12 protein-coding genes and 1 tRNA gene are annotated in these 12,124 nt (G+C 62.3%); 5 read left to right on the plus strand and 8 right to left on the minus strand.

Annotated features, from left to right (window positions below; all coding sequences use genetic code 11):
* Positions 1-177: 177 nt before the first annotated feature.
* The 8 genes from ychF to AC3WJP_RS28755 form a co-directional block, all read right to left on the minus strand.
* The gene (gene ychF, locus AC3WJP_RS28720; RefSeq protein ID WP_493724562.1) at positions 178-1,278 is read right to left on the minus strand and encodes a redox-regulated ATPase YchF; all 1,101 of its coding nucleotides are present in this window, start codon (positions 1,276-1,278) and stop codon (positions 178-180) included.
* Between the two features lie 21 nt (positions 1,279-1,299).
* Positions 1,300-1,884, minus strand: a complete 585-nt coding sequence (gene pth, locus AC3WJP_RS28725) for an aminoacyl-tRNA hydrolase (RefSeq protein ID WP_493724563.1) — start codon at positions 1,882-1,884, stop codon at positions 1,300-1,302.
* 158 nt (positions 1,885-2,042) lie between these two features.
* Positions 2,043-2,648: a 50S ribosomal protein L25/general stress protein Ctc gene (locus AC3WJP_RS28730; RefSeq protein WP_493724564.1), complete on the minus strand. Its 606-nt coding sequence runs from the start codon at positions 2,646-2,648 to the stop codon at positions 2,043-2,045.
* 139 nt (positions 2,649-2,787) lie between these two features.
* Positions 2,788-3,729, minus strand: a complete 942-nt coding sequence (locus AC3WJP_RS28735) for a ribose-phosphate pyrophosphokinase (protein WP_226506738.1) — start codon at positions 3,727-3,729, stop codon at positions 2,788-2,790.
* Between the two features lie 47 nt (positions 3,730-3,776).
* Positions 3,777-3,851, minus strand: a tRNA-Gln gene (locus AC3WJP_RS28740).
* Positions 3,852-3,887: 36 nt separating this feature from the next.
* The gene (gene ispE / locus AC3WJP_RS28745; protein WP_493724565.1) at positions 3,888-4,739 is read right to left on the minus strand and encodes a 4-(cytidine 5'-diphospho)-2-C-methyl-D-erythritol kinase; all 852 of its coding nucleotides are present in this window, start codon (positions 4,737-4,739) and stop codon (positions 3,888-3,890) included.
* A 3-nt stretch (positions 4,740-4,742) separates the two neighbouring features.
* Positions 4,743-5,363: a lipoprotein insertase outer membrane protein LolB gene (gene lolB / locus AC3WJP_RS28750; RefSeq protein WP_493724566.1), complete on the minus strand. Its 621-nt coding sequence runs from the start codon at positions 5,361-5,363 to the stop codon at positions 4,743-4,745.
* A gap of 4 nt (positions 5,364-5,367) precedes the next feature.
* Complete coding sequence (locus AC3WJP_RS28755) at positions 5,368-7,101, minus strand: tetratricopeptide repeat protein (RefSeq protein WP_493724567.1); 1,734 nt, start codon at positions 7,099-7,101, stop codon at positions 5,368-5,370.
* 188 nt (positions 7,102-7,289) lie between these two features.
* On the opposite strand from AC3WJP_RS28755, the gene hemA reads away from it, so the two are divergent.
* From hemA to murI, 5 genes are read left to right on the plus strand one after another with little or no spacing between them, the layout of a single operon-like run.
* A complete protein-coding gene (gene hemA, locus AC3WJP_RS28760; RefSeq protein ID WP_493724568.1) occupies positions 7,290-8,567 on the plus strand; it encodes a glutamyl-tRNA reductase in 1,278 nt (425 codons plus the stop codon).
* Positions 8,564-9,646: a peptide chain release factor 1 gene (gene prfA / locus AC3WJP_RS28765; RefSeq protein ID WP_493724569.1), complete on the plus strand. Its 1,083-nt coding sequence runs from the start codon at positions 8,564-8,566 to the stop codon at positions 9,644-9,646. The genes hemA and prfA overlap by 4 nt, the downstream gene beginning before the upstream one ends.
* A complete protein-coding gene (gene prmC / locus AC3WJP_RS28770) occupies positions 9,647-10,480 on the plus strand; it encodes a peptide chain release factor N(5)-glutamine methyltransferase (RefSeq protein WP_493724570.1) in 834 nt (277 codons plus the stop codon).
* Positions 10,470-11,225 carry a molybdopterin-synthase adenylyltransferase MoeB gene (locus AC3WJP_RS28775; protein WP_493724572.1) on the plus strand — a complete coding sequence of 252 codons (756 nt, stop codon included), beginning with the start codon at positions 10,470-10,472 and terminating at the stop codon, positions 11,223-11,225. Before prmC ends, AC3WJP_RS28775 begins: the two co-directional genes overlap by 11 nt.
* Positions 11,218-12,018: a glutamate racemase gene (murI, locus tag AC3WJP_RS28780; protein WP_493724571.1), complete on the plus strand. Its 801-nt coding sequence runs from the start codon at positions 11,218-11,220 to the stop codon at positions 12,016-12,018. Before AC3WJP_RS28775 ends, murI begins: the two co-directional genes overlap by 8 nt.
* Positions 12,019-12,124: the final 106 nt, after the last annotated feature.

Consider the following 12,124-nt stretch of genomic DNA (forward strand, 5'->3'; position numbering starts at 1 on the left):
GGAACCCCGAGCGCCAGCGAGGGGCCAATGTGGGGCGCCGCCCAGGCTGGAGCGCAAGCAGGGCCACACCCCAATCCACACCCCAATCCAGCCCCAATCCATGCCCAATTGCCTGAAACGCCCAGAAATGAAAAAGCCCCCAATGCAGGAGGCTTTCTCAGACCGCTGGACGCCGACTCAGACGTTAAAGCGGAAGTGCATCACATCACCATCCTTGATCACATATTCCTTGCCTTCCAACCGCCACTTGCCTGCTTCCTTGGTACCGGCCTCACCCTTGTACTGAATGAAGTCGTTATAGGCGATCACCTCGGCACGGATAAAGCCCTTCTCGAAGTCAGTGTGAATCACGCCAGCGCCTTGCGGAGCGGTAGCGCCGATCTTCACGGTCCAGGCGCGGACTTCCTCGACGCCGGCGGTGAAGTAGGTCTGCAGGTTCAGCAGCTCGTAGCCCGCGCGGATCACGCGGTTCAGACCGGGCTCTTCCAGGCCCAGGGCTTCGAGGAACATGTCCTTTTCTTCGCCGTCATCGAGCTCGGCGATTTCCGCTTCGATCTTGTTGCACACCGGCACCACGATCGCGCCTTCTTCTTCGGCGATGGCGCGGACCACGTCCAGCAGCGGGTTGTTGTCGAAGCCGTCTTCCGCGACGTTGGCGATGTACATCACCGGCTTGGTGGTCAGCAGGTGGAAGCCACGGATCACCGCTTTTTCGTCGCTGCTCATCTTCTTCATCAGGCTGCGCGCCGGCTTGCCTTCGGTGAAGTGGGCGATCAGTTGCTCCAGCAGGCCTTTTTGCTGGACTGCGTCCTTGTCGCCACCCTTGGCGTTACGGGTGACCTTCTGCAGTTGCTTTTCGCAGCTGTCGAGGTCGGCGAAGATCAGCTCGAGGTCGATGATCTCGATGTCGCGCTTAGGGTCGACGCTGTTGGACACGTGGATCACGTTGTCGTCTTCGAAGCAGCGCACCACGTGGGCGATGGCGTCGGTCTCGCGGATGTTGGCGAGGAACTTGTTGCCCAGGCCCTCACCCTTGGAGGCGCCCGCCACCAGGCCGGCGATGTCGACGAACTCCATGGTGGTCGGCAGGATGCGCTTGGGCTTGACGATAGCGGCCAGGGCTTCGAGGCGCGGATCGGGCATCGGCACGATGCCGCTGTTCGGCTCGATGGTGCAGAAGGGGAAGTTCTCTGCCGCGATACCGGATTTGGTCAAGGCGTTGAACAGAGTGGATTTGCCGACGTTGGGCAGGCCGACGATGCCGCAGTTGAATCCCATGGTGCTTCCCTCTTCGAAGAGTCAGGCCTTTTGGCTGTGCAGGGTTTTCATCGCGCGATTCCACTCGCCGGCGAAGATGTCCGGCAGCACGCCGAGGGCAAAATCGATACTGGTGTCCAGCAGTTCCTGCTCGGCGCGCGGTGCGCGGCCCAGCACGAAGTTGGACACCTGACTGGCAACGCCCGGGTGGCCGATGCCAAGCCGCAGACGATGAAAACCGTTGTTGTTGCCGAGCTGCGCGATGATGTCACGCAGGCCGTTATGCCCGCCATGGCCGCCGCCCAGCTTGAGCTTGGCGACGCCAGGAGGCAGGTCGAGTTCGTCGTGCGCCACCAGGATCGCCTCGGGAGGGATCCGGAAGAAACCCGCCAACGCCGCCACGGCCTGGCCGCTGCGGTTCATGTAGGTGGTCGGGACAAGCAGACGAACATCGTGGCCCTGATGGCTGAAACGCGCCGTCAGGCCGAAATACTTGCGATCGGGCACCAGCTGTACGTTGTACTTCTGGGCGATGCGCTCAACGAAAAAAGCCCCTGCGTTATGCCGGGTCTGTTCGTATTCGGGGCCGGGGTTACCCAGGCCAACGATCAGTTGTATGGCAGTCACGACAGGGGCTTTTCCTTTGGAGGGGTCAGTAACATCACGAAAGTCGCACGTGGACGAAAAGGCGCATTTTACAACGTAATCCGCGTTATTTCGTCCGTCGTTCGCAGGATATTTCCTCGCGATGTTACCGGCCCAACTCCGACGTGCGGAGTAATGAATTACTCGGCAGCGCCTTCTTCCGCGTCGTCTTCAGCAACGATGCGTGGGGCGTGAACGTTGGCGACAGCCAGGTCCTTGCCGTGTGCCAGTGCAACGAACTCGACGCCTTTAGGAGCTTTGAGGTCCGACAGGTGAACGATGGTGCCGATTTCAGCGTCAGCCAGGTCGACTTCGATGAACTCTGGCAGGTCTTTCGGCAGGCAGGTCACTTCCAGCTCGGTCTCGGTGTGCGAGATCTCGCCGCCTTTCTTGACTGCGGCTTCCTGGTTCATGAAGTGCAGAGGAACAACGGCAGTCAGTTTCTGACCGGCAACGACGCGGACGAAGTCAGCGTGCAGCACGTGGCCTTTGGCTGGGTGACGCTGCAGGGCCTTGATCACGACGTTCTGCTTGGTGCCACCGACGTTCAGCTCGATGATGTGGCTGTAGGCCGCTTCGTTTTCGAGCAGTTTTGCTACTTCCTTGGCCAGCATGCTGATGGACTCAGGGGCTTTGTCGCCACCGTAGACCACGGCTGGAACCAGGGCGGCGAGGCGACGCAGGCGGCGGCTCGCACCTTTCCCCAGGTCGGAACGCGCTTCTGCATTCAGGGTAAAATCGTTCATGTGAATCTCCAAAATAACCACATTCGCCCAGCGCTTGCGACCGGCGCCAAAGGCGATATGGGCAAAAAAGCCCCGCCCGGACGGGAATCGTCTGGGCGGGGCGCTTTACGTCAACTCGATGTAGAAGAGGGCAGGGCCCTCAGCGGAACATCGCGCTGATCGATTCTTCATTGCTGATGCGGCGGACCGCTTCAGCGACAACCGGGCCGATATCCAGTTGACGGATACGGGCACAGGCTTGTGCGGCGGCGGACAGCGGAATGGTGTTGGTCACCACCAGCTCGTCCAGCACGGAATTCTCGATGTTCTCGATTGCCCGACCCGACAGTACCGGGTGGGTGCAATAGGCGAACACCTTGGCTGCGCCATGCTCTTTCAGGGCCTTGGCCGCGTGGCACAGAGTGCCAGCGGTATCGACCATGTCGTCGACCAGAATACAGGTACGCCCTTCGACGTCGCCGATGATATGCATCACTTCGGAGTGATTGGCTTTCTCACGGCGCTTGTCGATGATCCCGAGATCGACGCCCAGCGACTTGGCCACGGCACGTGCACGCACGACGCCGCCAATGTCCGGGGACACGATCATCAGGTTTTCGAAGCGTTGATCTTCGATATCGTCGACCAGCACGGGCGAGCCGTAGATGTTATCGACAGGGATATCGAAGAAGCCCTGAATCTGATCCGCATGCAGATCGACAGTGAGAACACGGTCGATACCCACGACGGTCAGCATGTCAGCGACGACCTTGGCGCTTATTGCCACACGGGCAGAGCGCGGACGGCGGTCCTGACGAGCGTAACCGAAGTACGGGATCACAGCGGTGATTCGGGAAGCCGAGGAGCGGCGGAAGGCATCAGCCATCACCACCAGTTCCATCAGGTTATCGTTGGTTGGCGCGCAAGTCGGCTGAATAATGAAGACGTCTTTACCGCGGACGTTTTCATTGATCTCAGTGCTGATTTCGCCGTCGGAGAATTTTCCGACAGAGACGTCACCGAGAGGGATATGCAGCTGACGTACGACACGCCGAGCCAGATCGGGGTTAGCGTTCCCCGTAAAGACCATCATCTTGGACACGCGCAGTACCTGCCGGCTGAGGGTATACCTGGATGAGTATAGGAAAATGGCAGGGGCGGCTGGATTCGAACCAACGCATGGCAGGATCAAAACCTGCTGCCTTACCGCTTGGCGACGCCCCTGTAGCTGAATCAATTCGAATGCCGAGCATTCGTTTCTTAGAACAGACTTTGCAGCTTGCGATGCAACATTGAAATGTTGCTTCCCTTTGCTACGAACCCTGTAAGGGACTCTGCAAGAAGGTGCGAAACTCTATCAGCTTCCGCTTTGCTTGGGAAGGCCCCAAACACACAACTTCCAGTTCCTGTGAGCCTTGCTTCAGTGAATTTGCTAAGCAGATTCAACGCGTTACGTACCTCTATGTAACGACGCTCGACCACTGGTTGGCAGTCATTTCGACTGTTTCCCTCGAGAACGGGGCGCACTTTAATGGGCGCAGAGTCACGTGTCAACAGCGGATCTGAAAAAATTTCTGCTGTACTTACAGATACTTGCGGTACGAGCACCAGATACCAGGGTTCCGGGGGCTCGACCGGGGTGAGGATTTCGCCGACGCCTTCAGCGAAAGCAGCATGGCCCCTCACGAAAACCGGTACATCGGCGCCGAGCTTCAGGCCCAGCGCGGCCAGCTGATCTTCGCTGCACCCCAGCTGCCACAGGTGGTTGAGACCCAGCAGGGTGGTGGCGGCATCGGAACTGCCACCGCCGATGCCACCGCCCATCGGCAGTACTTTGCGCAGCCAGATATCGGCGCCCAGGGTGCAGCCGGTCATGGCCTGCAATTGGCGCGCGGCCTTGACGATCAGATTGCTGTCGTGCGGGACATCGTGCAGATCGCTGTGCAACTGGATGACGCCATCGTCGCGCACGGCGAAATCGAGCTCGTCGCCATGATCGAGAAACTGAAACAGCGTTTGCAGCTCGTGGTAGCCGTCAGCGCGGCGACCGAGGATGTGCAGCATCAGGTTGAGCTTGGCGGGTGCGGGCAGGGTCAGGCGTGGCTGGGTCATGAATCAGTGCCCCAGCTGGCGTGGTTGCCAGTCCTTGATCACCAGGGTGACGTCGAGATCCTGCCCGTGCAGCTTGATACGCTCGGGCAGCGAGTAGCCGTTCTGCTCGGTATAGCTGAGGTATTCCAGGCTCCAGCCGTCCTGTTGCAGGCTGGCCAGGCGGCCCATGCTGTCGACGTTGAGGGTGCTCTTGCTGTCCGGGGCAGGCAGGCCGCGAACCCACCAGACCAGATGCGATACCGGCAGTTTCCAGCCCAGCTGTTCTTCCAGCAAGGCTTCAGGCGTCGGCGCTTCGAAGCGGCCCTGGTTGGCGACTTCCAGCACCACGTTGCTGCCCGGGCGACCGGTGAGACGCGCGGCGCCACGCCCTAACGGGCCCGACAGGCGAATGTCGTAGTAATCCTGGCGCTGCAACCAGAACAAGGTGCCGCTTCCGGAATCTTTTGGCGCGCGGATGCCGACCTTGCCGTTGATCTGCCAGCCGTCGAGCTGGCTGAGTTGAGCCTTGTGCTGGCTCCATTGCTGAGGAGTGCCCTGGCCTTGCAGAGCCTCCCGTGAACCGAAGGTGGAACAGCCTGCGAGCAGGGCAATCAGGATAAAGGTGCTGCAGTGGCGCAAAAACATAAAATTAAAGGGTCTCGGATCCGGTCAGGCGCAGCACGGTGGCGCGCAGAATAGGGCTGTCGGGCTGGTCGTTGAGGGCTTTGATCCAGACCTGACGGGCTTCGCGTTGCTTGCCGGCGGCCCACAGGACCTCGCCAAGGTGAGCGGCCACTTCGTGGTCCGGGAACGCCGCGAACGCCTGGCGCAACAGGCGCTCGGCCTCGGGCAGATTGCCCAGGCGATAGTTGACCCAGCCCAGGCTGTCGAGCACGGCCGGGTCATCCGGGTTGATCTGATGGGCTTTTTCGATCAGCGCCTTGGCCTCGGCATAGCGAGTGGTACGGTCGGACAGGGTGTAACCCAAGGCATTGAGGGCCATGGCGTTGTCCGGTTCGCGGGCGATGATGGTACGCAGGTCTTTTTCCAGTTGCCCGAGGTCGCCGCGTTTTTCCGCCAGCATCGCGCGGGTATAGAGCAGGTTGGCGTCGTCGGGATAAGCCTTCAGGCCCTTTTGCAAGACTTGCCAGGCTTGATCGTTCTTGTCGCTGTTGGTCAGCGCCTCGGCCTCGATCAGGTACAGCTGCACCGCATAGTCAGGCTCGGCGGTGCGCTCGGCGGCCAGGCGTTTGGAGGCTTCGGCGGCGCGACCGTTGGCCACCAGGATATCGGCCATGCGCAACTGCGCCGGCAGGTAGTCGTTGCCCGGGGTCACCAGCGCGTACTGCGCCAGAGCGCCGTCGATATCGTTGCGTTCTTCGGCGATGCGGCCCAGGTTCAGGTGTGCGGAATCGACATGGCTGCCGTGCTCCACCAGTTCCTGCAGCAAACCGGCCGCTTCGTCCCAGGCTTTGCCTTCGAGGCAGACCAGCGCCAGCGAGTAGCGCAGTTCGTCGTCATCCGGGTATTGCTTGACCAGTTCGGCGAACTGCACCTTGGCATCGGCCAGGCGGTTCTGCTCGACCAGCGTGCGCGCATAGCTGAGGCGCAGGCGCTTGTCGTCGGGGTTCTGCTTGATGGCTTTTTCCAGCACCGGCACCGCTTCGTTGCCGCGATCGAGCACTTGCAGCAGGCGCGCGCGCAGCAGGATCGGGGCGACTTCCCCCGGTTGCGGCGGGTTGTCCTCGAGCAGCGTCAGGGCGCCCTTGGCGTCACCGTCCTGCTGCATGAGCAAGGCCTTACCGAAAATCAGCTGGCTGTTTTTCGGGTACTTGACCAGCAGCCGCTCGAAGCTTTTCAGCAAGCCGTCGCGGGTGTTCTGATCGGTATCGGCCGCCGACAGCGCGAGAAAGTCGAAATGCGTGTCGCCCTGACCCTGCAGGACTTTCTCCATGTACACCATGGACTCGTCATAGCGCCCGCCACGGGCCAGCTGTATAGCCGCCGCGCGTTGTGCATCGAGGTTGGCAGGGTCGTTTTTCGCCCAGATCAGCGACGTCTCGAGCGCGACCTGGTCGGCGCCCAGGTACTCGGCGATGCGAAAAGCGCGTTCGGCCACGCCTGGGTCCTGGGTCTTGACTGCCTGCACGGCATAGTTGTCCAGGGCAATGTCGAAACGATTGCGCTGGCCGGCGAGTTCGGCCGTCAGCAGGCTGTAGACAGTGTCCTCGCTCAACGATGAATAGACCTGCGGTGCAGCCTTGGGGGCCGGCGCGGGTGGCGTGTCCTGAGCGGCGGGTGCCGCTTCCTGTTGCTTCGCAGACCAGGTCTGGCAGCCAGCGAGCAGGACGAAAGCGAAGAGCAGAGCGGGGGATCTATTCATATAGAAGATTTGAGCGACTTACCTACGGTTGGGGCATCATGACACAAGCCACAGGGCAAACCCATAAGTCATGGCTCATCCGGTGCATGGATATGCACCTCTCTATAGGGACAATAGAGAGCGGTAGTTGTTCTCTGCCGGGTGAAGTAGGACAATTGCCGGCTTCTCGTCATGATCAGCGACCTTGAATGGCCTTTCTCGCCCTCGGTATCAACCATAAGACTGCCTCGGTAGACGTGCGCGAGCGCGTGGCATTTACCCCTGAGCAGCTGGTAGAGGCCCTGCAGCAGCTGTGTCTGGTGACCCACAGTCGTGAAGCCGCGATTCTGTCGACCTGCAATCGCAGCGAGCTGTACATCGAACACGACCAGCTGTCTGCCGAGGCGATCCTCGAGTGGCTGGCCGAATATCACAAGTTGAGCCTCGAGGAGCTGCGTTCCAGCGCTTATATCCACGAAGAAGATGCGGCAGTTCGTCACATGATGCGCGTCGCCTCCGGGCTCGATTCGCTGGTGTTGGGCGAGCCGCAGATTCTCGGCCAGATGAAATCCGCCTACGCCGTGGCGCGCGAGGCCGGCACTATCGGCCCGCTGCTGGGGCGTCTGTTCCAGGCCACCTTCAGCGCCGCCAAGCAGGTGCGCACCGATACCGCCATCGGGGAAAACCCGGTGTCGGTGGCGTTTGCCGCGGTGAGCCTGGCCAAGCAGATCTTCAGTGATCTGCAGCGTAGCCAGGCGCTGTTGATCGGTGCCGGTGAAACCATCACCCTGGTTGCCCGCCACTTGCACGAGCAAGGGGTCAAGCGCATCGTCGTCGCCAACCGCACGCTGGAGCGCGCCAGCAGCCTGGCCGCACAGTTCGGCGCCCATGCGGTGCTGCTGTCGGACATCCCGGCAGAACTGGTCAACAGCGACATCGTCATCAGCTCAACTGCCAGCCAGCTGCCGATCCTCGGCAAGGGCGCGGTCGAGAGCGCTCTGAAGCTGCGCAAGCACAAACCGATCTTCATGGTCGACATTGCCGTGCCGCGGGATATCGAGCCTGAAGTCGGCGAGTTGGACGACGTCTATCTGTATTCGGTCGATGACCTGCACGAAGTGGTCGCCGAAAACCTCAAGAGCCGCCAGGGCGCCGCCCAGGCTGCCGAAGGCCTGGTGACCAGCGGCGCCGACGAGTTCATGCTGCGCCTGCGCGAGCTGGCCGCCGTCGACGTGCTGCGCGCCTACCGTCAACAGGGCGAACGCCTGCGTGACGAAGAACTGCAAAAGGCCCAGCGCCTGTTGGCCAACGGCGCCAACGCCGAAGATGTGCTGGTGCAACTGGCCCGTGGCCTGACCAACAAGTTGCTGCACGCCCCGAGCGTGCAGCTCAAGAAGCTTTCCGCCGAGGGCCGCGTCGATGCGCTGGCCATGGCTCAAGAACTTTTTGCCCTCAATGAGGGCTTCACGGATAAACCCCTGCAATGAAAGCGTCGCTGCTGAACAAACTGGACACCCTCCAGGACCGATTCGAGGAACTGACCGCCTTGCTGGGTGATGGCGAAGTCATTGCCGATCAGGGCCGGTTCCGCGCCTACTCCAAGGAATACGCCGAAGTCGAGCCGGTCGCCGTCACTTATGGCCAATGGCGCAAGGTCCAGGCCGACCTCGAGGGCGCCCAGGCGCTGCTCAAGGACAGCGATCCGGACATGCGCGAGATGGCCGTCGAGGAAGTGCGCGACGCCAAGGAAGCCATCGCCGCCATCGAAGGCCAGCTACAGCGCATGCTGCTGCCCAAGGACCCTAACGATGGCCGCAACGTGTTTCTCGAAATCCGCGCCGGTACCGGCGGTGACGAGGCGGCGATCTTCTCCGGCGACCTGTTCCGCATGTACTCGCGCTATGCCGAACGCAAGGGCTGGCGAGTGGAGATCCTGTCCGAGAATGAAGGCGAGCACGGCGGCTATAAAGAAGTCATCGCCCGGGTCGAGGGCGAAAACGTCTACGGCAAGCTCAAATTCGAATCCGGCGCCCACCGCGTGCAGCGCGTGCCGGAGACCGAATCCCAGGGCCGTATCCACACCTCGGCCTGTACCGTGGCGGTGCTGCCCGAACCCGACGAGCACGTGGCCATCGAGATCAATCCGGCCGACCTGCGCATCGACACCTATCGGGCGTCCGGCGCGGGCGGTCAGCACATCAACAAGACCGACTCGGCCGTGCGCATCACGCACTTGCCGACCGGCATGGTCGCCGAGTGCCAGGAAGAGCGCTCCCAGCACAAGAACAAGGCCCGCGCCATGTCCTGGCTGGCGGCCAAGCTCAACGACGTGCAGACCAGCGCCGCCGCCAATGCTATCGCCAGCGAGCGTAAACTGCTGGTGGGCTCGGGCGATCGCTCCGAGCGTATTCGTACCTACAACTTCGCCCAGGGGCGGGTGACCGATCACCGCGTCAACCTGACCCTGTACGCGCTGGATGAAATACTCGCGGGCGGCGTCGATGCCGTCATCGAGCCGCTACTGACGGAATACCAGGCCGATCAACTGGCCGCCTTGGGTGAATAAATGACCATTATTGCCAGCCTGCTCCGGGAGGCTCAGCTCCCCGACTCGCCTACCGCTCGCCTCGATGCCGAGCTGCTGCTTGCCGCTGCCTTGGGCAAATCGCGCAGCTTTCTGCATACCTGGCCGGAGCGCATCGTGCCCACCGAGGCGGCCAAGGCCTTCGTCGCCAACCTGCAGCGCCGCCGTGAGGGCGAGCCGGTCGCCTATATTCTGGGCTCCCAGGGCTTCTGGAGCCTGGACCTCGAAGTGGCGCCGCACACGCTGATCCCGCGTCCGGAAACCGAGATGCTGGTAGAGGCCGCCTTGCAATTGCTGCCGCTGAGCGCCTCCCGCGTGCTGGATCTAGGCACCGGCTCGGGGGCCATTGCCTTGGCGCTGGCCTCGGAGCGTCGCGAATGGAACGTGACCGGCGTCGATCGTATCGACGAGGCCGTGGCCCTGGCCGAGCGCAATCGCCTGCGCCTGCGCCTCGACAACGCGCGGATTCTGGCCAGCTACTGGTTTAGCGCCGTGGCCGGCGAGCGCTTCGATCTGATCGTCAGCAATCCGCCTTACATCGCCGATGCCGATCCGCACCTGAGCGCTGGCGATGTGCGCTTCGAGCCCAGCAGTGCGCTGGTGGCCGGGCGTGACGGCCTCGATGATCTGAAGCTGATCATTGCCCAGGCCCCGCAGCACCTCAACCCACGTGGCTGGCTGCTGCTGGAGCACGGCTACGATCAGGCGGCCGCTGTGCGCGAGCTGTTGGCCAAGCACGATTTCGAGCAGATCGAAAGCCGTGAAGACCTCGGCGGCCACGAGCGCATCACCCTTGGGCGCCTCTGTGCTGAGTGACGACGAGCTGCTGCGTTACAGCCGGCAGATTCTGTTGCCGCAGATCGATGTCGATGGCCAACTGCGACTAGGCGCCAGCCGCGCATTGATCGTCGGCCTCGGCGGGCTGGGCTCGCCAGTTGCGATGTATCTAGCCGCCGCCGGGGTGGGCGAGTTGCACCTGGCCGATTTCGATACCGTCGACCTCACCAATCTGCAACGCCAGGTGCTGCACGACACCGCCAGCGTCGGCCTGAGCAAGGTCGATTCGGCGTTGCAACGCCTGGCGGCGATCAATCCGCAGATTCGTCTGGTAGCCCATCGCGCGGCGCTGGATGAAGACTCGCTGGCGGCCACGGTCGCTGCGGTGGACCTGGTGCTCGATTGCTCGGACAACTTCGCCACCCGCGAGGCGGTCAACGCCGCGTGTGTGGCCGCAGGCAAACCGCTGGTCAGCGGCGCGGCGATTCGTCTTGAGGGGCAATTGTCGGTGTTCGACCCACGGGATGCCGCCAGCCCCTGCTACCACTGCCTGTACGGGCATGGCAGCGAGGCCGAGCTGACCTGCAGCGAAGCCGGCGTGGTCGGCCCGCTGGTGGGGCTAGTGGGCAGCCTGCAAGCGCTCGAAGCCCTGAAGTTGCTGGCCGGTTTTGGTGAGCCGCTGGTTGGGCGACTGCTGTTGATCGATGCCCTGGGCTCGCGGTTTCGCGAATTGCGGGTCAAGCGTGATCCGGCCTGTGCCGTGTGCGCGGGGCGTCATGGCTAAGGCCGCAGGGGCGCCGATCGGCGTGTTCGATTCCGGTGTCGGCGGCTTGTCGGTGCTGGCTGAGATCCGCCATCTGTTGCCAGCCGAATCGCTGCTGTACGTGGCCGATGGTGGCCATATTCCCTATGGCGAGAAAAGCCCGGCATTCATCCGCGAGCGCTGCCATCTCGTCGCGGAATTTTTCCACAGCCAGGGTGCCAAGGCGTTGGTCGTCGCCTGCAATACCGCCACCGTGGCGGCCATGGCCGATCTGCGCAGCACTTATCCACAGTGGCCTTTGGTAGGCATGGAGCCAGCGGTCAAACCGGCGGCGGCGGCGACCCGCAGTGGTGTGGTCGGTGTGCTGGCGACCACAGGCACCTTGCAAAGCGCCAAGTTCGCGGCCCTGCTGGATCGCTTCGCCAATGATGTGCGGGTGATCACCCAGCCTTGCCCCGGCCTGGTGGAGTTGATCGAGACCGGCGACTTGCACAGCCCGGCGTTGCGCCAGCTGTTGCAGGGTTATGTGACGCCGTTGCTGGAAGCGGGTTGCGACACGGTGATTCTGGGCTGTACCCACTATCCGTTCTTGCGGCCGCTGCTGAGCGAGATGGTGCCGGCGGATGTGAGGTTGATCGATACCGGCGCGGCGGTGGCTCGGCAGTTGCAGCGGTTGTTGATGCAGGATGATTTGTTGGCTTCTGGTTCGGCGCGGCAGACTCGATTTTGGACCAGTGGTGATCCTCGGCAATTCGAGGCGATTTTGCCGGTGTTGTGGCAGGGTGGGGGCTCAGTCGAACGGTTCAGGGCTTGAGAGGCTTATCTGGGGCTTTTGGGATTGGTGTGGTTCTGCTTTCGAGCCGGCCTTGGGGTCGCCGCCCCCACCATTGGCCCCTCGCTGGCGCGAGGGGTTCCCGCGT

Source organism: Pseudomonas sp. GW821-FHT01A09, from assembly GCF_058986725.1.